This is a genomic window from Metallibacterium scheffleri, from assembly GCF_002077135.1.
GTDB lineage: Bacteria > Pseudomonadota > Gammaproteobacteria > Xanthomonadales > Rhodanobacteraceae > Metallibacterium > Metallibacterium scheffleri.
Genome location: NZ_LDOS01000002.1, coordinates 197,924 through 218,500, shown reverse-complemented (window position 1 = coordinate 218,500; position 20,577 = coordinate 197,924). Strand labels below are relative to the sequence as shown.

The window sequence follows — 20,577 nt, the reverse complement described above, 5'->3', positions numbered from 1 at the left end:
ACGCATTCGTGCATCGGGCGCAGACAATGGACATCGGTTATTTCCTGAAATTGATGGTGGACAAGGGCGCGTCGGACATGTTTCTGACGACCGGCGCGCCGGTGAACATCAAGGTCGAGGGCAAGCTTTATCCGCTCGGCAACACCGGGCTGCCCGGTGGCATGGTGAAGAAGATCGCCTACTCGCTGATGAGCGAAGGCCAGGCGCCACAGTTCGAGCGCGATCTCGAATTGAACATGGCGGTCGCGGTCAAGGATGTCGGGCGTTTCCGCATCAACGTGTTCAAGCAGCGCGGCGAGATCGGCATGGTGATCCGCGCGATCAAGAGCGATATCCCCAGCATCGAGCAACTGCGTCTGCCGGCGATCTTCAAGGACATCATCATGGAGCCGCGCGGCCTGGTGCTGGTCGTCGGCGCCACCGGCTCGGGCAAGTCGACCACGCTGGCCTCGATGATCGATCATCGCAACCAGGGCACCCCGGGGCACATCCTCACCATCGAGGACCCGATCGAATACCTGCACCGGCACAAGCGCTCGATCGTCAACCAGCGCGAGGTGGGGCTGGACACGCACAGCTACCACGAGGCGTTGAAGAACGCCATGCGCGAAGCGCCGGACGTGATCATGATCGGCGAGATCCGCGATCAGGAAACCATGGACGCGGCCATCGCCTTCTCCGAAACCGGGCATCTGTGCCTGGCCACGCTGCACTCCAACAACGCCGACCAGACCATCGAGCGCATCCTCAATTTCTTTCCCGAGGGCGCGCACAAGAATGTGCTGATGAACCTGTCGCTCAACCTCAAGGCGGTGATCAGCCAGCGCCTGGTGATCGGCAAGGACAACCGCCGCCTGCCTGCCGCCGAGGTGCTGATCAACACCCCGCATATCCGCGACCTGTTGCGCCGTGGTCAGGTGCACGAGATCAAGCCGGCCATGGAGCGCAGCCTCCACGAAGGCATGCAGACCTTCGATCAGTCCTTGTTCAAGCTGTATCGCGACGGCCGCGTCGAGCTGGAGGAGGCGCTGAACAAGGCCGATTCGCGCGATGGCCTGGCCCTGCGCATCCGTCTTGCCGAAGGCGGCAGCGCGCAGGAAGCCGATCTGCCTGTCGAAGCCGACGACGGCTTTGGCACCGGGTATTGAGCCGCACGCCGGAAAAAGCCAAGGCGCCTCGACCACCGCGCGAGCCTTGCCACGAGTCCCGGGTCCCGGCTCGGGTTAAAATCGCGTTTTCCTGATTTACGGCGCCGCGCATGCTTGTTCTTGATGGTCCCAGCGCACTTTCGCCTTTCCGCCTCGAACGCCTCAACGCCCGCCTGCACACGATCAGTGCGGGCACACGCGTGCGTCAGGCCTGGTATGTGTTCGTGCTGGATACCGACGCCGAGCCCGATGCGGCGACACTGGCGCGCCTGCGCGAAGTGCTGGAGGCCCGCGACACCACGCCCGCGGTCGCCAGCCTGTGGGTGACGCCGCGCCTGGGCACGGTCTCGCCGTGGTCATCCAAGGCCAGCGACATCCTGCGCGGCTGCGGCTTCGCGGCGGCGCGCGTCGAGCGCGGCGTGGCGTATGCGCTGGATGCCCTGCCTGCGGCCGCTCACCCGGCCCACGCCGCCGCGCTGGACGTGCTGCACGACCGCATGACCGAGTCGGTGCTGACGCGCATTGAGGATGCGGCGGAGTTGTTCTTGCACGGCCAGCCCGGCGCGCTCGAACACATCGCGCTCGCCGGCGGCGCGCAAGCGGCATTGCAGGCCGCCAATGCACGCCTGGGCCTGGCGCTAGCCACGGATGAAATCGGGTATCTGGTGGATAGCTACCGCACGCTGGGCCGCGACCCCACCGACGCCGAACTGATGATGTTCGCGCAGGCCAACTCGGAACACTGCCGGCACAAGGTATTCAACGCGCACTGGACGCTGGACGGCGAGCCGCGCGAAGAAACCCTGTTCGGCATGATCCGCGCCACCCACGCCGCGCATCCGGCGCACACGCTGTCGGCCTACAACGACAACGCCGCAGTGATCGCCGGCAGTCGCGGGCGCCGCTTCGGCGTGGATGCGCAGTCTGGCGTGTGGCGCGCGGAAACCTGCGAGGTGCCTTACGCGATCAAGGTGGAAACCCACAACCACCCGACCGCGATCGCGCCATGGCCGGGTGCGGCCACTGGCGCCGGCGGCGAAATCCGCGACGAAGGCGCGGTCGGCCGCGGCGGCAAACCCAAGGTCGGCCTGACCGGCTTCAGCGTGTCGCATCTGCGCATTCCCGGCCTGCCGCGCCCATGGGAAAGCGAACGCCCGCTGTCCCCGCGCTACGCCAGCGCCTTCGAGATCATGCGCGACGGTCCGCTGGGCGCGGCCGCGTTCAACAACGAATTCGGCCGTCCATGCCTGGCTGGCTACTTGCGCAGCTTCGAGCAGGAGACCGGCGAATTCGGCCTGCGCCGCGGCTATGACAAACCGATCATGCTCGCCGGCGGCATCGCCAACCTGGCCGCGGGGCATGTGCAAAAGCTCAGGCTGCAGCCCGGCGATGCGGTGCTGGTGCTGGGCGGCCCGGCACTGCTGATCGGCCTCGGCGGCGGCGCGGCGTCATCGATGCACGGCGGCACCGCCAGCGCCGCGCTCGACTATGCCTCGGTGCAACGCGACAACGCCGAGATGGAGCGCCGCTGCCAGGAAGTGATCGACGCCTGCTGCGCGCTGGGCGCGGCCAATCCCATCGTCGCCATCCACGATGTCGGCGCCGGCGGCCTGTCCAATGCGCTACCGGAATTGCTGCACGACTCCGGCGTCGGTGGCGAGATCGAGCTGGCGCGCGTGCCCTCGGCCGATCCTGCACTGAGCCCGATGCAACTGTGGTGCAACGAGGCGCAGGAACGCTACGTGCTGGGCGTACGCCCGGATCAGCTCGACCAGCTTCTGGCGATCTGCGCGCGCGAACGCTGCCCGGTGGCGCAGCTCGGCACCGCCACCGCCGCGCAGCAATTGCGCGTGCGCGACAGCCGCGGCGGCGCCGCGCTGGACGTGGCGGACATGCCGCTGCCAATGCTGCTGGGCAAAGCGCCGCGCATGCAGCGTGACGCGCAGCGCATCAAGCCGCGCGTGGACGTGGTGCCGGATCTGTCCGGCATCGGGCTGGAGGAAGCCATCACGCGCGTGCTGCGGCATCCCAGCGTGGGCAGCAAGTCGTTCCTGATCACCATCGGCGACCGCAGTGTCGGCGGTCTGTGCGCGCGCGATCCGATGGTCGGTCCCTGGCAGGTGCCGGTGGCCGATTGCGCGCTGAGTCTGATCGATTTCGAAGGCTATGCCGGCGAAGCCATGGCCGTGGGCGAACGCACGCCGCTGGCCTTGATCGGCGGCGCCGAATCTGCGCGCATGGCCATCGGCGAGGCGCTGACCAACCTCGCCGCCGCGCCCATCGGCGAGATCGGCGAGGTGCGCCTGTCAGCCAACTGGATGGCGGCGGTCGATCACCCCGGCGAGGACGCGCGCCTGTTCGATGCCGTGGCCGCCGCCAGCACGCTGGCGCAGGCACTGGATATTTCCATCCCGGTGGGCAAGGACTCGCTGTCCATGCAGACGCGCTGGGACGATGCCGAGCTCGGCGCGCAGCGCACCGTGGCGCCGGTATCGCTGGTGGTCAGTGCGTTCGCGCGCGTCACCGACGTGCGCCGCGCGCTGACCCCGCAGTTGCGCCTCGATCAGGGCGACAGCGATCTGTGGCTGCTGGATCTCGGCGCCGGTCGCGACCGCCTCGGCGAGTCGATCCTGGTGCAGGTGTTCAACCGCGGCGGCGGTCTGGCCCCGGATGTGGACGATCCGGCCACGCTGCGCGCGCTGTTCGCCTTCGTGCAACAGGCCAACGCGCAGGGCCTGCTGCTCGCCTATCACGACCGCAGCGACGGCGGCTTGATCGTCACCCTGCTGGAAATGGCCTTCGCCGGCCACTGCGGCTTCACCGTCCAGCTGGATGGCTGGGGCGAGGCCACGCTGCGCGCACTGTTCAACGAGGAACTGGGCGCGGTGCTGCAAGCACGCCGGGCCGACCGCGAACGCCTGCAGGCGCTGGCACTCAGCCACGGCCTGGACAAGGTTCTGCACCGCATCGGCGAGCCGCGCGAGAAGCTGGGCATCAAGCTGTTCCTCGGCAGCGAAACCGTAGCGCGCGGCAACTGGACGCAATGGCTCAGCGCCTGGCAGGAAACCAGCCACGCCATGCAGCGTCTGCGCGACAACCCGGCCAGCGCCGACGCCGAGCGCGCCTGGCGCATCGACGATGTCGATCCGGGCCTGAGCCCGAAGCTCGGCTTCGAGCCGGGCGCGGACATCGCCGCGCCGTTCATCGCCAGCGGCGCACGGCCGCGCGTGGCGATCCTGCGCGAGCAAGGCGTGAATGGCGAGGTCGAGATGGCCGCCGCTTTCACCCGCGCCGGTTTCGAGGCGGTGGATGTGCACATGAGCGACCTCCAGTCCGGGCGCCGTACGCTCGCCGACTTCACGGGCTTCGCCGCCTGCGGTGGATTCTCCTATGGCGACGTCCTCGGCGCCGGCCGCGGCTGGGCCGCGTCGATCCGCTACAACGCGGCATTGCGCGAGCAGTTCCAGAGCTTCATCGCCGACCCCGATCACTTCGTGCTGGGCGTGTGCAACGGTTGCCAGATGCTGTCCGAGCTGAAAACCCTGATCCCCGGCGCCGAGGCCTGGCCGCATTTCCGCCGCAACACGTCCGAACAATACGAAGCGCGCCTGGTCACCCTGGAAGTCATGGATTCACCCTCGATTTTCCTCGCCGGCATGGCCGGCTCGCGCATTCCGGTGGTGGTGGCGCACGGCGAAGGCCGCGCGATGTGGCCCGACGGCGAAAAACCACGTGGCGCCTGTCTGCGCTATGTGGACAACCGCGGCAAGCCCACCGAGTCCTATCCGCTCAACCCCAACGGCTCGCCCGCAGGTCTCACCGGCTTCCACGCCGCCGACGGCCGCGTGCTGGCGCTGATGCCGCACCCCGAGCGCGTGTTCCGCAGCGTGCAGATGAGCTGGCGCCCCGAGCGCTGGACCGAGGACTCGCCCTGGCTGCGCTTGTTCCGCAACGCGCGCGTTTGGCTGGGCTGATCCGGCATCCAGGTTCTTCGCGGCGGTGTACGCCGACAAGGGCAAGCAGAGCCCGCTGTATCAGAACTACATCATCGCCGACCGCGGCACTCAGGGTGGGCTGTGGGGACCGGACTGGAGGAATAATTTCGAGCAGGTCTTTGGCGCTGATTCGCAGCAGTATGACGAGGCGGCGAAGGTGGCGAATGCTGTTGCAAAGTTGGAAGGCACGAGCGGTGTCAACGTCGTCTTCACGGGCCACTCGCTGGGTGGCGGACTGGCCACGCTGCAGTCCGCCATCACCGGGCTGCCGGCCTACACCTTCAACGCAGCGGGGGTGAATGCAGCGACGTTTGCGCGCGCAAATGCTCAATACGTACAGCAGTTGCCGCAACTGGTCAGTGCCTACTACGACAATCACGAGATTCTGTCCACGTTGCAGGACGACAGTCCGGTGATCGTGCCGGCGCTGGATGCGGCGCTACTATACAGCGGCCTTCCGCCCTTGCCGGCGCTGCAGGCGCCCAGTGCCGAGGGCACGCGCATTGCATTGACGCCGGTGTCCAGCAACGGCACGCCGATTCCCTGGTACGAGGATTACAATCCTGTCGAGATGCTGGCGCAGCACTCGATCATGTCGGTTGCACTCGCGCTCAACTACCGCCTGACGCAGTTGCAAGGCGCCTCGAACGGAGGGACGGGACCATGAGTCTCCAGATGAAACGGTGGCGCTCGTTGCTTGCCCTGGGGTTGATGACGATGATCATGCAGACAGTGGGGTGCAGCCAAGTGGTGATCGGCGGCAAGTCCGCGAGCGACGTATTTGCCGACCCGCAGACCTTGGCACTGGTGAATGCGGCCTGTGCGGGCGACATCCACAAGATCGATACCTTGGTGAAGCAAGGGGCCAGCGTCAACGCGACTGGCTATCGGGATATGACGGTGCTGATCTGGACCATGGAGTGCCACAACCACGGGGGTGCAGAACGGTTGCTGCGGTTAGGCGCCAATCCGAATTTCAAGATGAAACAGAGCGGCGACATGTCGGCGACGTGGCTCGCAGCAGAAAGCAGCGATCCGCGGTGGCTGCCGATGGTGCTGGCCCATGGTGGCGATCCAAATATCAAGGCGGCAGGTGGATTCGAGCTAGCGCTCTCAGCTGCGATCGAACAGGATCGAATGCAAAACGTGAAGCTCCTGCTCGAACATGGCGCAGACGTTAACGAGCGTTACGATGGCAGCAGCACAGCTGCCACGGATGCTGCAGCGCTGGCCAAGTTCGATGTGGTCGAAATGCTCTTGAGGCATGGGTACGACTACAACCTGCAAGATCTTGCAAATGGCGTGGACGCGCGTGGAGTACCGCCTGGCACACCAGTTGCCGCTGCGAGATTGAAGGTTCTGCAGATGCTTGCAACTAAGGGCTATCGGCCCACGCCGCGCCCGAAGGGATTCGTTGTCTTACCTCCTCCGCCGGGTTTGTCCCCGTCATCCTCCGACAGCGGAGGTGGTCACCCATAAGCCGCGCGGCGCGCTGAAACGTGTTCACCTACGACGCCGACAACCGGGTAGTCATCGCGAACGGTCAACTGGTCAACGGTTCCATCGTGCTGGGCAATCCTGCAGGTGCTGCGCCGAGCTACGAGAACAGCTACGACGCGGCCGGCAACGTGGTCAGCGTGGAGACGATCGGTGGCAACAGCGGCACTGATCTGATGGCGCAGCGTTTCAGTTACGACCTGCGCGGCGAGCGCACTGGAACGTGGTATCAGGTGGATCTGACGGCGGGGCAGACGGACAACGGCATCGAGTCGACGCAGCAGTACGACGCCGCCGGCCACCTGCTGGCGACGGCGCAGTACTTCATGAATGGCACCACGGAGAAATACTACGATTCCGGCGAGGCGATCTGGATCACGGTCAACGTGGGCGGCTGGCTGATGTCGGCGCAGGACACGGCGTACAGCGCCGATGGGCAGGTGACCGCGCAGGCCAGCTACGCGCGGCCCACGGGCGGAACGCCTTGGTATCAATTGGCCGAACAGAAAATCCTCAATGGCACGCTCACGGTGGCCGACGAGGAGACGGTGCCGAGCCCGCTGCCGGCGCCCGGAAGCGCCAACTTCGGCCAGCTCAGCCTGGCCAGCGCGACGACGAATCAGAGTTACGACGCCGAGGGCAACCTGACCGGCTACAGCTACACGGTACCCAATCAGTTCACGGCCACCTACACGCCTCCAACCGGGCCATTTGCGCACGGCCACACCCCGACGCTCAGCAGGCAGGCCTGTGCGATTTCCTTTCCAGCGCCACAACCCCAGACCGTTGCGGCAAAAGCCAGCACGAACACGCCGGGGGGGCCAAAATGATTACGAGGAAACCGACGAGCAGCTTCATTCGATTTTCCCGGGCGAGCATCAAGCTGGATTTCAGCCGGGTTTCTGGACTTCCGCGGACGTGCCAGGAAGTGTTGGTGGTGCCGGAGATAGGAGTCGAACCTACGACCTACGCATTACGAATGCGCCGCTCTACCAACTGAGCTACTCCGGCGAAAGGTCGCGTAGTGTACGCACGGATGCATGCAGCGACAAGAACGCACGGATGCCGTGCGCATGCGTCGCGCCGGGCGCGCTACCAGCAGGGGCCGTTGCCGGTGTTGCCGGAATAGGCCTTGACGCCGGTGTTGTCGAGGGTGAGATCACCGCAGGCATCACTGACCTGATCGGCTTGTGGCACCGCGGTCAGGGTGTAGGCCAGACTGGAACGGGCAGTGGCGACCTGCGCCACGTAGTAGCCGTGCTCGGAACTGGATGCCTGCGCCAGATCGGCAAACGTCGCGGTGTAGCGGTTGTTGGCGGTGTAGTAGCGCTCCTGCGCCAGGGCGAGGCGCAGCAGCAAATCCTTGCCGTCGGTGCGCTGCGTGCGCAGCACATGGTTGCGATAGCTGGGGATGGCGATGGCGGCGAGGATGGCGATGATCACCACCACGATCATCAGCTCGATGAGGGTGAAACCGTGCGCGCGGCACGGCGGCTGTTCCCGGGATGCGTTGGTCATGGTCATGCTCATTGCCCCTGTTGCAGCACGCGCCAGGAACGGCGCCGCCAGTAGCTGTCAGAAAACTGGAAGGTGCTGCCGCCGGGCAGCAGGATGCCGGGCAGCATGAGATTGCCGCCACCGACACGCGTGGCCACCGGCAACGCGCCCGCCGCGGGAGGATTGCCCACGCTGATGCCGGCCACGGCGTAGCCGGATGGCACGTCGAATCCGAGGGCCAGTGATGCGAGCCCCGCACTGGCACCACCATTGGCGGCATCGATCACCATCACTGCGCCTTGACGGCTGGGATTGCAGGGATCGCTGCCGCCGGGGATCAACGTGGCCAGAACGGCGCGGTTGGTGTTGAACAGTGCGACGGGGCTGACCACGCTGCGCTCGCCGGGCGCGCTGTCCAGCAGGAAATACCAGCCGCGATGATCCGCCGTGACCGGCAGGTCGGTGAGCACGCGCGCGCCATTGGCGAGCGTGCCCAGATCCTGCAGCACCAGCTGGCTGTCGGTGATGGGGTACGCGGGCGCGGCGGCACCATACTCGCGCACGCCATAGATTGCCTGCGTGGGTACGCCGGCGTTGGTGCGATCGCTCAGGCCCAGGTACTTGCCGGTGCCGAACACGACATCGAACTTACGCGTGAACACGTCCGCAAACAGACGCGGCATGACGGTGATCGGACGCGCGCCCGGCGTCAGCGGCTTGAATATCAGGTCGACGCTCCAGTTGGCCGGGTTGGCAGCGGACAGATCGAAGCGCCACAGGTTGCCCTGGATGTCACCGGCGAACGCCACGTCGTCGATCTGGTCGTTCTGGTAGTCGCCCAGCACCGGCGCGGCCAGGCCGTAGCTGAGCACGGCGGTTTGCGGCGCACTGGAGGTCTTGATCTGGCGGATCAGCGTGCCGGTCTGCGCATCCAGCACGAACAGGCTGCTGTAGCTGTTGCTGGCGGCCGGCGCCATGCTGCCGTGGGGAAAATAGCCCACGGGTACCAGCACCACCCACTTGCCGTTGGCCAGGCGCGCGACGTTGGGCTGAGCATACGTGTAGGCAAGGTCGGCGCCACCGCTGGACGCGTGGCTGAACTCCCACAGCACCTTGGCACCCGGGCTGGCCTCGCTGGCGGTCGGGCTGGTGATGTCCAGCGCGTAGATGCCGCGCCCGCCGAGACGCAGTCCACCGACGAGGATCGTGTGCCAGGCCCCGCCGAAGAACACATCGCGCTCGATCGGCGTGGCATCCACCATGGGCTGCAACGTGTCGTTCATGGCGCTGATCTTGCTCAATGTCGGGTACAGCGTGTACGGCACGTAGGCCCAGCGCTCGCTGCCGCCGGCGGTCGTGGCGGTGGCGTCGATCGCATGCAGCATGCCGTCGTTGGCGCCGAGGTAGATGGTCGGCGCGCGGTTACGATGGTCGAAAACGAATTGCTCGTAGGTCGTGCCGGCGGCCGCCGCGACCTGCTCGGGCGTGCCGGCGGGAAACGTGTCGCGGTAGCCGCTGTCCGGAGCGGCCACGTACAGCGCCTGCGAGTTGACCACCGCACCCAGTACCGAGCCGCGGCGATGGAACAGGACGCCCTCGTTGCCGCGATCGCCGCGCAGGAAATCCAGCCGCGCGCTGCCGTGGCCATCGCTGACGCCGTTCTCGTCCTGGTCGAGCAGGCTCTGCAGTGTCGTCGGCAACGCCGCCCAGCGGAAGGCGATGCCTTGTCCGGCACCGGTGCCTTGCGCGGTCAGGATCACGCGCGTATCCGGATCGCGCCCCGCGCCCAGGTTGGTGCCCGTGGCCACGCAGAAGCCGCCACTCAACTTGCAGCCGGCATCCCACAGCGTGTTGCCGAACAAACCGGTATCGGCATCGACCATGCGCGCGGTGGCGGTGCCGCTCCAGTCGCTGGAGTCATAGCCGGTGCTGTAGCTCACCGTGTTCACTGTGAGCACCGCGGTGCTGAGGCTGCTGGCCGTGCTGGAGCTGCGCCGCGCGATGATGCTGTCGATGATGTCCTGCAGCTTGCTGACCAGTTCGCCCGGATCGGAGGCGCTGAAGTAATCGCCGCGACCGTTGACCGAGGCATGCCAGGTGTCGTCCACCGCGGACGCGGCGTTGTTGAGCGGACGCGGCCAGGTCCGCGCGCCGGTGCGCAACGCGGTGAAATCCAGCGGATAGTTCAACGTGCCGGCCACGCCGAGGGTGACCATGAACTGCACCACGTGCTGCCAGCTGGCCGGGTCGTTGGCGGGGTTGTAGTAGATCTCGGGAATCGCGGCCGGGTTGCTGATCACGCCGGTCACCGGTGCGCCAGTGACGCCGGTGGTCTTGTCGGGAAAATACGCCGGCACGTTGTTGGCCAGATCGGCGCGCAAGTCGCTGGCCCAGTAATAAAAAGCGATGTTGGCCAGCGATGAATCGTAGGGTGCGCCACCGACCTCGGAAAAAATCCGGCTGGTGGCAGCGCCGGCGTTGTAGGCGGTGGCGTCGGGCAGCATGCGCGAGGCTTCGCCGTTGAAATAGCCACTCGGCAAGTTTGGATCGGTTTCGTTCCAGTAACCATCGGTGACCAGCATGTGAAAGTTCTGCCGGCAGGTCAGGTCGGCCTTGTCCGCGCCGCTCAGGCCGTTCCAGTACGGGTCCGCGCTGGTGAACTGGACGCTGCCGGCGCCACCGGTGAAAAACTCGCCCGCGCGAATCGTCGCGGCACGATCGGGCGTGCTGCCGCTAGCCGGCACCTGGTAGACCCAGTTGAAAAATCCGCTGCGCACGGCGCCGCTGAATGCACCCAGCGTAGTGACGTTTTTCGCCAGCCATGGATACGTAGCCGTGTTGCTGTTGATGTTCTGGAAGACCACGCGGATGTTGTCACCCAGGCCGCCGAACACCCGCGACAGCGCCGTGCGCGTCATCAGATTGCGCGTGCGGTAGTACGCCCACCAGTTGGCCCAGTTCTGGTACTCGCTGGCGGGTACCGCGATCGCCTCCCAGTTGGCCGCGTCGTAGAGCGCAGCGGTGTTGACCGCGACCGGCGTGCCGATATCCACCCCGGCCTTGAGGCGCCAGTAGAACGGTCCCGTGCCCACCGGATTGGCCAGGCCATTGGCGCATTGCCATGCGCGGGTGAAATCGGTCGTGCCCGGATCGGCGGCGGCAAGCGGTCGGTTCCTGAGAATGCCGTCGCGCCAGACCGCGACCAGGCTGGCATCGGCATTCGGAAACACCGTGCCGTCCGCGTACAGCGGCGGCAGATACTGTACGTTGGGGTTGTAGTACACGCCATTCATGGCATGGGCGCGCAGGTCGCCCGCGGCGGTGACACGCGGATCGATGACACCCGCGCAGCGCCATGGCGCGGAACCCCACCCGGCATTGTCGAAAGGGCGGTTGTCGCCCATGTAGTCCAGGCTCATCGAACCGGAGTCATCAAAGGTGACGGCGATATTCGGATCGACGCCCTTGGTCAGATCCGGCGGCGTGGTGCTGAGGTCCACGGTGTAATACACGGCAGCCAGCGCGGGCGCGCTGCGCAGACCCGCACCGAGCGTAAGCAGCAGCGCAAGCGTGAAGACAACGTGTGCGTGGCCGGTGCGGGGACGCTGGCGCATGGCGTGGTCCTCAGTTGCTCTTGGCGGCAAAGGTGCTCTGCACCACGCGCAGGCTGTTGGCGTTGCCGCCGGTGCTGCGCGCGGTGATGCGATACAGATGTTTGTCGGTGCTGCCCGGGCCGGTTTTGGGGCCGGTGGCGCCGGATTCGCGTGCCGGGCCGAGGCCAGGCGGCGTCTCGATGCCAAGATCCTCGATCAGGAATACCGGGTTCACGGCGAGCCGCGCGGTGACCTGCGTGCCGGCGAGCGTCGTCATGTCCTGCGTCGCATAGCTGGTGCCGCCGGCGCTGTACCAGCCGCTGGCAGCGACGAAGGCCTGTACCGCGGCATTGGGCTGACCGGCGACATAGCTGAAGCAGCCGCCCAGCGCGGCTGCGCCGCAGATGACCGGCTGCGCGCTGATGCTGGCCGACCACAGGCGGAACTCGGCGGCGCGCAGCGCCGACTCGGCGCCCATGCCCGCGAGTTGCTGGTTGCGCACCGCGCCGACCATCTTCTCCTGCAGCACGGCGCTGCGCATGGCGCCGATGGCGAGGATCGCCAGCAGCAGCATGAACACCAGCGCCACCATCAGCGCCGCGCCGCGCGGACGGGGCGGCATGGCGGAAACGATCGGCTGGCGGATGCGCATGGACATGACCATCACGGGTTGTAGTTGCGTACGCTGTACAGGCCGACGAATTCGCGCCGCAGCATGCGTTTGTCGAGGCCGTTGGGCAGCGGCGTGGTGAGCGCGGTGGGCACCTGCGCGGCGCCGGTATTGGCGCATGCGGCGCTGCCGTCGCAGGAGTAACGGTAGGCCAGCTCGCCGGCGCTGAGCGTGGGCAGCAGCGTGGCATTGGCGACCAGGGCGTGCACTTCGATGGCACGCAGGGCGCGCCACAGACAGCCCTGCTGCAGCTCGGTCAGCGTGGCGCCGGTGAAGGCACTCAGGTCAGGCTGCACCGGGCAGGCGATGGCGTTGCCGGAACCATCGGTACCCGCCGCCACGCTGGCGGCACCCAGCACGCTCACGCCGCCGCTGGCGTTTTCGATCACGTAGCGGAAATCCAGGCGCTCGACGCCACGCGCGATTTCCTCGGCCGCACCGCCATTCACCTTGCGCATCAGCGCGGCGACCCGATGCCCGGCCGGCGCATCCGGATTGCTGTCGGCCAGCAACTGCAGGTAATAGGTCACGGTGGTGAAGTCGCGCGTGAAGTTGAACAGGCGCGCATCGGTCTGCGTATCGACGCAACCGGGTGCATGGCCCGGAAAATCGCTGGCCGGGGTGAACACGCCACCGGCGCGCGTGACCTTGAACACCGCCGCGGCGGAGCCGTCGGTGAGCAGCGCCAGATCACCCGTCTGGAAACTCGACAGGGGTGCATCGCCGGTCTGCGTGGCGATGCTGAGCGAGGTGAGATTGTTGGTCGCGTCGCAGTCCTGCGCCGAGCCACCCTCGACCACCGACCAGCCACGGCCGCTGACATAGCGCACGGTCAGCACATCGGCACCCGGCACGCGATTGCCCGCCGCCGTGCCCATCGCCGGCGCGACCGCAATCGGCACGGCGGGCATGCATGCGGCGGTACTGCACTCGTAGCCGCTGACGTAGATGCGCGAGGGCAGCGGATACGGCGCCGCGGGCGGATTGGCCAGTATCACCGCGTTGTCGGGCAGGCCCAGGCTGGCGTACTGCACATACGCCGTGGGGCTGCGCAGTCCATCCATGTAGCCGTAGGTTTCCTGCGTGGCCAGACCGCCGGTGTTGGCGCCGTAGAGGCCGGCGGCCATGCTCAGATCGCTGCCGATCTGGCCCATGGCGTAGCGACCTTCCTCCTGCAGCCGCGCCATCTGTGTCTGCACGTTGCCGGCCTTGCTGGTGGCAACGAACACGCTGATGATGCCGGCGGTCACCAGCAGACCCAGCGCCAGCGCGATCATCAGTTCGACCAGGGTGAACCCGGTGCCACCATCACGGCGCGGCGTCATGGCTGGAAAACCCAGGCAAAGGTTTGTGCGCCGGGCATGGCGCCGCGCGCCAACGCGGCTTCGGTCCAGGTAACGGTCATCGAACAGGTGCCCGCATAGGGCGGGCGGTAGGCGAATTGCGCCGCACTGATCGCGGGACCGCCCGCCGGCTGCGTGCACTGCAGCGCCGCGCTGACGCCGGCGGGCAGGAACTGCTGCAACTGGCGGCTCCACAGGATCCGGTCGCGCTGCGCGACCTGCGCCGGCGAGCAACCGGCGGCGCTGTCGCAAACCGGCGGCGTCCCGCTGACCGGATACACGGCGCTGTCGTAGTGTCCGGACCACACGCCCTGCGGATTCGCGCGCATGCGGTTGGCCATCTGTTCGGCCAGGAAGCCGACCTGCGTGCGCAAATACGAGGCGTGGCTGGACTGCGTGGCCACCACCAGCAGTGCGGCCATGCCGAGCAGGCCGAGGCTGAAGATCAGCACCGCGACCAGCACCTCGACCAGGCTGAAGCCGTTCGCGCGTTGCACGGCATGCGTGTTCATGGGCAGCTCGCTCCGCTCACGCGGCGGTCGCGGTAGGACTCCATCTGCCCCGAGGCGTGCACGACCAGCACCATTGCCTGCGCGCTCGCGCCAGCGGGCTTGCACACGCCGAAGGTCGTGTCGTCGCTGGCGCGCGCCTTGCTGGCGGTGTCGTACACGCTGCCATCCCGCGCGAACACCACGCGATCGATCGCGCCGCCGCGATCCATGGCGGCGGTGAACCCGGCGCCCAGTGCTTCATGCGCGTGCAGTGGCGTAGCGCTGGCCGCGCTGTAGCTCGCCGCGGACGGCGTGCCATCCGGCTGGATCTGCCAGCCATCCTGCCAATGGCCACCGCTGGCGACCACGCCGACCCGTTGCGTGCGGCTGATCGCCAGGGTGCGCGCGGTCTGCAGATCGGCCAGCAGGTCGTTGCGGGCGCCGGTCACCTGCCGACTGACCAGCAACGTGCGCATGCCGGGCACGGCCAAGCTGACCAGCACCGCCAGGATGGCCAGCGCAATCAGCAGCTCCACCATCGAAAACCCGCACTCCAGGCGGATCGTTGCACCGACTCGACGTCCCATGGGCGTTGCCCCCGGTTCGGTTGTACGCGCGCAAAACTATACGTTTATGTAATTGTAAATATTAATTTTCAGATGAAAGGATATACAAAGCCGACAAGCGGAATGCAGCCCGCCATTGTGGATGCTCGATCCTGATGCGGTGACCCGGATGCCGCGACCAGGCCAGCGCGAGCGAACTGCTAATCTCGCATCCATGAGTTCGACTGATGTCCCCGGTCGCGTCGACTTGCTCGCCGACGGCGATGGCAGCATGACGCTGCGCGTATCCGGCGCATGGACGCTGGCGCATTTCGCCGCCATCGAGCAGCAGATGCAGCCTGCGCGCAGGACACTCGGCGCTGATTTCCGCCTCGATCTGAGCGCACTCAGTGCGCTGGACACCGCGGGGGCCGGTCTGCTCAGCCTGCTGCTGGGCCCGGAGCGCCTGCGCGCGGTCATCACCACGCTGCCCGGCCTCGTCCCCGAACGCCGTGCCTTGCTGGGCACCGTCGGCGGCGCGGTCAGCGACATCCTCGCCTACACACCGCCCGGCAGCGACGGGCTGGGCTTCGTCGAACTGCTGGCGCGACTCGGGCGCACCAGCGAGGCCATCTGGTGCCAGCTGCGCGCCCTGCTCGGTTTCATCGGTCTGGTGTTGGAAACCCTGGCGCGCAACATGCTGCGCCCACGGCGCTGGCGCATGACCGCGCTGGTCGCGCAACTGGAACAAACCACGCTGGACGCGCTGCCGATCGTGGCGTTGCTGTCCCTGATGGTCGGTGCCGTGATTGCGTTTCTCGGCGCGACCGTGCTCAGCACCTATGGCGCCAGCGTATTTACCGTCGATCTGGTGTCGTTCGCGTTCCTGCGTGAATTCGGCGTGCTGCTGGCGGCGATCCTGCTGGCCGGACGCACCGCCAGCGCGTTCACCGCGCAACTCGGCGCGATGAAGTCACACGAGGAAATCGACGCGCTGCGCACCATCGGACTGGACCCGATCGAGGTGCTGGTGCTGCCGCGCGTGCTGGCGCTGATACTGGGTCTGCCGATGCTGACGCTGATCTCGATGCTGGCCGGCGTGCTCGGCGGCGCCATCGTCTGCGTGACCGTGATCGGCATCCCGCCGGCGATGTTTCTTTCGCTGTTTCACGCCGACACCCCGCTGAGCTACTTCTGGGTGGGCATGAGCAAGGCCCCCGTACTGGCGTTTCTGATCGGCATCATCGGTTGTCTGGAGGGCTTCAAGGTCACCGGCAGCGCCGAATCGGTGGGCGAGCGCACCACCTCCAGCGTGGTGCAGGCGATTTTCGTGGTGATCATGGTCGATGCCTTGGCCGCGCTGTTTTTCATGGAGATGGGCTGGTGAACGCGTTGCCCGCCGCGCCGGCAGCCACGACGGTTGCACCGATCGCGGTATGCGATCTGGGCACGCGCTTTGGTGCGCAGGTCGTGCACGAGCATCTTGACCTGCAAGTGTCGCGCGGCGAAATTCTCGGCGTGGTCGGTGGCTCCGGCACCGGCAAATCCGTGCTGCTGCGCACGATCATCGGCCTGCGTCGCCCCGATGCCGGCACGGTGCGTCTGCTGGGTGCCGATTTGCATGCGCTGCCATCGCCGCAGCGCATCGCCATCGAACGCCGCATCGGCGTGCTGTTTCAGGACGGCGCGCTGTTTTCGTCGCTGAGCGTGGCCGACAACATCTGCGTGCCGCTGCTTGAGCACACCGCGCTGAGCGCACGCGACGCGCGCCGTGTGGCGACACTGAAAATCGCCCTGGCCGGTCTGCCACAGGACGCACGCGACAAATATCCATCCGAGCTGTCCGGCGGCATGCGCAAACGCGCGGCGCTGGCGCGCGCGCTGGCGCTGGATCCGGAAATCCTGTTTCTCGACGAGCCCACCTCGGGGCTGGACCCGGTCACCGCCGCCGGCTTCGATCACCTGCTGCGCACGCTGCGCGACGCGCTGGGCCTGACCGTGTACATGAACACGCACGATCTCGATTCGCTGCACGCGGTCTGCGATCGCGTGGCCGTGCTGGCCGACCGCCGCGTGGTGGTTTGCGCCGATCTGGCCACCGTTGCGCGTTACGATCATCCGTGGGTGCAGGAATATTTCCATGGCCCGCGCGGACGCGCCGCCAACGTGGCCTGGGCCACGCCAACGCCGGAGAATAGATGAGATGGAAACGCGCGCGCACCACGTGTTGATCGGCGCTTTCACCCTGGCGGTACTGCTGGGTGCCCTGCTGTTCGTGTTGTGGCTGGGCAAGAGCAGCGTCGATCACGCCTACGCCTACTACGATGTAGTGTTCAACGAATCGGTCACCGGTTTGTCCAAGGGCGGCATGGTGCAATACAACGGCATCAAGGTCGGCCAGGTGGCTGATCTCAAGCTCGACCCGCATGATCCGCGCAAGGTCATCGCGCGCATCCAGGTCGGCGGCGACACACCGGTCAAAGTGGATACCGGCGCCAAGCTCGGCCTGCTGGGTCTGACCGGCGTGGCCTTCATCCAGCTCACCGGTGGCTCGCCTGGCAGCCCGCGCCTGCGCGGCCAAGATGATCACATTCCGGTGATCGTGGCGCAGAATTCCGAGCTGTCGAAGCTGCTCAGCTCCGGGGAAGACATCGCCACCAACACCAACGAAGTGCTGCAGCGCCTGCAGGAATTGCTCTCGGAGCAGAACGTGAAGCGCCTTGGCAGCACCTTGCAGCATCTCGACGAAACCACCGCGGCGATCGCCACCGAACGCGGCCAGTTGCGCACGGCGCTGGTGCAACTGGCAGATGCCAGCACGCGCCTCAACGCCACGCTGGCGCAGGTCGATCGGCTCGCCGGCAACACCAACGCGCTGATCAACGATCAGGGTCGTGCCACCATGCAAAGCGCGCAGGCCAGCCTGCAGTCGTTCCAGCGCATGAGCGCACAATTGCAGCAGGTCATCGCCGAGAATCGAGGCGCCCTTGCCGCCGGCACCCAGGGCGCGGCCGAACTGGGGCCGACGCTGCGCGAACTGCAGCAGACCCTGCGCCAGCTCAATGCACTGGGCGCGCGTCTGCGTCCTGACCCGGCCGGCTATCTGCTGGGCCGCGATGCACCCAGGGAGTACCACCCGCAATGAGACGAATCCGCCTCGCCGCGCCGTTGCTGGCCACCCTGCTGCTCGGCGCTTGCGCCAGCGTCATCGCCCCGCGCGGTAGCCAGGAGGTATTTCAGCTGCCGCCGAGCGCGCCGCCCACGCTCAGCGCCACGCCTCTGCCGATCTCGCTGGCCGTGGCCCTGCCCGGTGCCGAAGGCTTGCTGGACAGCCCCGCGCTGCTGGTCAGCCCGCAGCCCGATCAACTGCAGGTTTACGCGGGTGCGCGCTGGGCCGAACGTCCGGCGGTGATGCTGCGCCAGCGCCTGTTGCGCGCGTTGATCGACGCCGGGCTGACGCGCGCGGTGCCCGCCGACAGTGGCGTGCTGACGCGCTACACCTTGCAAAGCGACCTGGCTGAATTTCGCCTGCGCGTGGATGGCGCCCACGCCGCCGCGCAGATCGCGCTGCAGGTGCGCCTGCTCGACAACGCCTCGCGGCAACTGATCGCGCAGCAGCGCTTCAGCGCCAGCGCGGTCGCCAGCAGCGATCAGGCCGCCGCCGCCGCGCAGGCTTTCGGCACTGCCAGCACTACCCTGCAAAACGCCGTCGCTGCATGGACCGTGCGCCAACTGCGCGCTGCCGAGGCAATGCGAAAACCGCAATGACGCGACCGGCGTGTGCTCCGCGCCTCAGTCACGCGGCTGCACCCAACGAAACGTGAGATTGATGCGCGCCGCGACTGCTGCGCGCGTGCGCGGCACGGCATGGCGATACAGGTGCTGGCAGGCGCCGCCCATCAACAGCAGGCTGCCGTGGGTCAGTGCGAACGCCGTGCTGTGCGTGGCCCCGCTGCGCGCGCGCAGCAAAAACCGCCGCGATGCGCCAAGGCTCAGGCTGGCGATCAGCGGCGCGGCCCCCAGTTCGGGTTCGTCGTCGCTATGCCAACCCATGCCGTCACGGCCATCGCGATACAGATTGGCCAGCACGCTATTGAAGCGCGCGGCGCAATCGCGTTGCATGCGCGCGCGCAGCGCCAGCAACGCCGCGGGCCACGGGCGCGGCGCGAAACGCATGCGCGAGTACGTATAAGCAGCCTCGGCATCACCGATCCAGCACGACAGCCGCGGTACCGGCAGCGTGCGTCCGAACAGGCGCACGTGGTGCTGCTCCCATGCGATCGCGGTCATCAGTTCGCCCAGTAACGCGTCGGCTTCGCTTGCCGCCAGAAAATCCGGCGCGAGGCGCAGCAGCGCACCGGGTAGCGGCAGCGCTGCACCCGGCAGTGCCGGCCGCGGCTCAGGAATCATTGCCCATGGGGAACACGGGCGTCGTATCCAGCGCGGCGGCGAACACCTCGGCCAGCTCGAGCAGGCGCAAATCCGAGCCGGGCGGACCGACGATTTGCAAGCCGGCGGGCAGCCCATCGGGCAGCATGCCCATCGGGATGCTCACTGCGGGGCAGCCGGACAGGCTGGCGAAGCTGGTCAGGTCGGCGGCGTTGGCGGGCTCGGCCTGTTGCAGCGGATACGCGCCGCTGGGCGTGGTCGGCGTGATCAGCACATCGACCTGCGCGAACAAGCGCCGCGCCTTCAGCCGCGCGGCGTCGAGCATGCGATCAGCGGCGACATAGTCGGCGGCGCTCTTGCCACGCGCGTAATCCAGCATGTGGCGGAAGCGCGGCGAGACCGGATGCGCGACATCCAGCAGATCCGCAGCGAAGGTGTGCAGCATCTCGGCTTCCAGCAGCAGCAGACCGGCGCGGCGCGCACGCGCGAAATCCCAGTCCGCGCAATCGACGCGATGGCAGCGCCCGAGCAGATCGCCCAGCGTATCCAGCGCGCGTGCAAACACCTGCTGCATGGCGTCGTCCACGCCGAGCGCGGCCAGATCCGGCAGCAGGCCCACGCGCAGGCGGCCGGGCTCCAGATCGGGCAATGCGAAGGCGACGCGGCGCTTGCGCGAGAACGCATCCTCGGCGTCATAGCCGGCCAGCACCTGCAGCATCACCACCGCGTCGCGCACCTCGCGCGCGAGGATGCCCACGCAATCCAGACGCCGCGCGCCAGGCGTCATGCCGACGCAGGAAATCTCACCGTGCGTCGGCTTGAGTGCGACCAGACCGCAATAGCTCGCCGGAATGCGCACCGAGCCCAGGCCATCCGCGCCCAGCGCGGCCAGCGCCATGCCGCTGGCTACCGCTACCGCGGCACCGCTGGACGAACCGCCCGGCGTATGCGTGGGCCGCAACGGATGCCGTACCGGCGGATAGTGCGGGCTCTGTCCATGCGCGCCGAGCTGGCCCTCGTCGAGCGCGGTCTTGCCCATCAGCACCGCGCCCGCAGCGCGCAGTCGCGTTACTGCGGCGGCGTCGTGGGTTGCCATCTCCACTGCCGCGCGCGGCAAACCGACGCGCGTTGGCCATCCGGCGATGTCGAAGCAGTCTTTGATCGCGATGGGGATACCGTCAAGCCGCCCCAGTATGTGCTCGCGACGGCGATGCGCGCTGGCCTGCGCCTGTTCGCGCACCAGCGCCTGGCGCAAATCGACGAACGCACCCAGTCGCGGATTGAGCCGATGCGCGCGCTGCAGGCAGGCTTCGGCAACATCGACCGGGCCGATGTTGCCGGAGGCCAGTGCGGCGAGCGTCTGACAGACGCCGGAACTGGTTGCATCGACCACGTCTTGATTCATCCTG

17 protein-coding genes and 1 tRNA gene are annotated in these 20,577 nt (G+C 67.2%); 9 read left to right on the top strand and 9 right to left on the bottom strand.

The window, feature by feature from the left end; translation table 11 throughout:
* The first annotated feature begins 26 nt into the window (after positions 1-26).
* From Mschef_RS06205 to Mschef_RS06185, 5 genes are all read left to right on the top strand, one after another.
* Positions 27-1,148, top strand: coding sequence for a PilT/PilU family type 4a pilus ATPase (locus Mschef_RS06205; RefSeq protein WP_081127004.1), 1,122 nt, complete (start codon positions 27-29; stop codon positions 1,146-1,148).
* 110 nt (positions 1,149-1,258) lie between these two features.
* Positions 1,259-5,122, top strand: coding sequence for a phosphoribosylformylglycinamidine synthase (gene purL / locus Mschef_RS06200; protein ID WP_081127003.1), 3,864 nt, complete (start codon positions 1,259-1,261; stop codon positions 5,120-5,122).
* 25 nt (positions 5,123-5,147) lie between these two features.
* Positions 5,148-5,810, top strand: coding sequence for a Tle-like phospholipase domain-containing protein (locus Mschef_RS06195; RefSeq protein ID WP_081127002.1), 663 nt, complete (start codon positions 5,148-5,150; stop codon positions 5,808-5,810).
* Positions 5,807-6,622, top strand: a complete 816-nt coding sequence (locus tag Mschef_RS06190; RefSeq protein ID WP_081127001.1) for an ankyrin repeat domain-containing protein — start codon at positions 5,807-5,809, stop codon at positions 6,620-6,622. The genes Mschef_RS06195 and Mschef_RS06190 overlap by 4 nt, the downstream gene beginning before the upstream one ends.
* A 20-nt stretch (positions 6,623-6,642) precedes the next feature.
* Complete coding sequence (locus tag Mschef_RS06185; RefSeq protein WP_081127000.1) at positions 6,643-7,470, top strand: hypothetical protein; 828 nt, start codon at positions 6,643-6,645, stop codon at positions 7,468-7,470.
* A gap of 105 nt (positions 7,471-7,575) precedes the next feature.
* On the opposite strand, the gene Mschef_RS06180 is transcribed toward Mschef_RS06185, so the two are convergent.
* The 7 genes from Mschef_RS06180 to Mschef_RS06155 all read right to left on the bottom strand — a co-directional run bounded on the left by Mschef_RS06180 (position 7,576) and on the right by Mschef_RS06155 (position 14,821).
* Positions 7,576-7,651: transfer RNA gene (locus Mschef_RS06180), tRNA-Thr, on the bottom strand.
* Between the two features lie 81 nt (positions 7,652-7,732).
* Entirely contained in the window at positions 7,733-8,158 is a 426-nt protein-coding gene (locus tag Mschef_RS06175) for a type IV pilin protein (protein ID WP_081129858.1), read from the bottom strand.
* An 8-nt stretch (positions 8,159-8,166) separates the two neighbouring features.
* Complete coding sequence (locus Mschef_RS06170) at positions 8,167-11,751, bottom strand: pilus assembly protein (protein WP_081126999.1); 3,585 nt, start codon at positions 11,749-11,751, stop codon at positions 8,167-8,169.
* A gap of 10 nt (positions 11,752-11,761) precedes the next feature.
* Complete coding sequence (locus tag Mschef_RS06165) at positions 11,762-12,388, bottom strand: pilus assembly PilX family protein (protein ID WP_168708891.1); 627 nt, start codon at positions 12,386-12,388, stop codon at positions 11,762-11,764.
* Between the two features lie 5 nt (positions 12,389-12,393).
* Positions 12,394-13,725, bottom strand: coding sequence for a PilW family protein (locus tag Mschef_RS17640; RefSeq protein ID WP_168708892.1), 1,332 nt, complete (start codon positions 13,723-13,725; stop codon positions 12,394-12,396).
* Complete coding sequence (pilV, locus tag Mschef_RS06160) at positions 13,722-14,255, bottom strand: type IV pilus modification protein PilV (protein WP_081126997.1); 534 nt, start codon at positions 14,253-14,255, stop codon at positions 13,722-13,724. Before pilV ends, Mschef_RS17640 begins: the two co-directional genes overlap by 4 nt.
* The gene (locus tag Mschef_RS06155) at positions 14,252-14,821 is read right to left on the bottom strand and encodes a GspH/FimT family pseudopilin (protein WP_081129857.1); all 570 of its coding nucleotides are present in this window, start codon (positions 14,819-14,821) and stop codon (positions 14,252-14,254) included. The genes pilV and Mschef_RS06155 overlap by 4 nt, the downstream gene beginning before the upstream one ends.
* 193 nt (positions 14,822-15,014) lie before the next feature.
* On the opposite strand from Mschef_RS06155, the gene Mschef_RS06150 reads away from it, so the two are divergent.
* The 4 genes from Mschef_RS06150 to Mschef_RS06135 are packed head-to-tail and all read left to right on the top strand — an operon-like array spanning position 15,015 to position 18,547.
* On the top strand, positions 15,015-16,166 hold the full coding sequence (locus tag Mschef_RS06150; protein WP_425480084.1) for an MlaE family ABC transporter permease: 1,152 nt from the start codon (positions 15,015-15,017) through the stop codon (positions 16,164-16,166).
* Positions 16,160-16,981 carry an ABC transporter ATP-binding protein gene (locus Mschef_RS06145; RefSeq protein ID WP_425480086.1) on the top strand — a complete coding sequence of 274 codons (822 nt, stop codon included), beginning with the start codon at positions 16,160-16,162 and terminating at the stop codon, positions 16,979-16,981. The genes Mschef_RS06150 and Mschef_RS06145 overlap by 7 nt, the downstream gene beginning before the upstream one ends.
* A 1-nt stretch (position 16,982) precedes the next feature.
* Positions 16,983-17,924: an MlaD family protein gene (locus Mschef_RS06140; RefSeq protein ID WP_081126996.1), complete on the top strand. Its 942-nt coding sequence runs from the start codon at positions 16,983-16,985 to the stop codon at positions 17,922-17,924.
* On the top strand, positions 17,921-18,547 hold the full coding sequence (locus tag Mschef_RS06135; protein WP_081126995.1) for an ABC-type transport auxiliary lipoprotein family protein: 627 nt from the start codon (positions 17,921-17,923) through the stop codon (positions 18,545-18,547). Before Mschef_RS06140 ends, Mschef_RS06135 begins: the two co-directional genes overlap by 4 nt.
* Positions 18,548-18,571: 24 nt before the next feature.
* On the opposite strand, the gene Mschef_RS06130 is transcribed toward Mschef_RS06135, so the two are convergent.
* Together Mschef_RS06130 and Mschef_RS06125 are read right to left on the bottom strand one after the other, a co-directional pair.
* Positions 18,572-19,189 (bottom strand): alpha-ketoglutarate-dependent dioxygenase AlkB family protein, encoded by a 618-nt coding sequence (locus Mschef_RS06130; RefSeq protein ID WP_081126994.1) that lies wholly within the window; start codon positions 19,187-19,189, stop codon positions 18,572-18,574.
* The gene (locus tag Mschef_RS06125) at positions 19,179-20,573 is read right to left on the bottom strand and encodes an amidase (RefSeq protein WP_081126993.1); all 1,395 of its coding nucleotides are present in this window, start codon (positions 20,571-20,573) and stop codon (positions 19,179-19,181) included. The genes Mschef_RS06130 and Mschef_RS06125 overlap by 11 nt, the downstream gene beginning before the upstream one ends.
* Between the last annotated feature and the right edge of the window lie 4 nt (positions 20,574-20,577).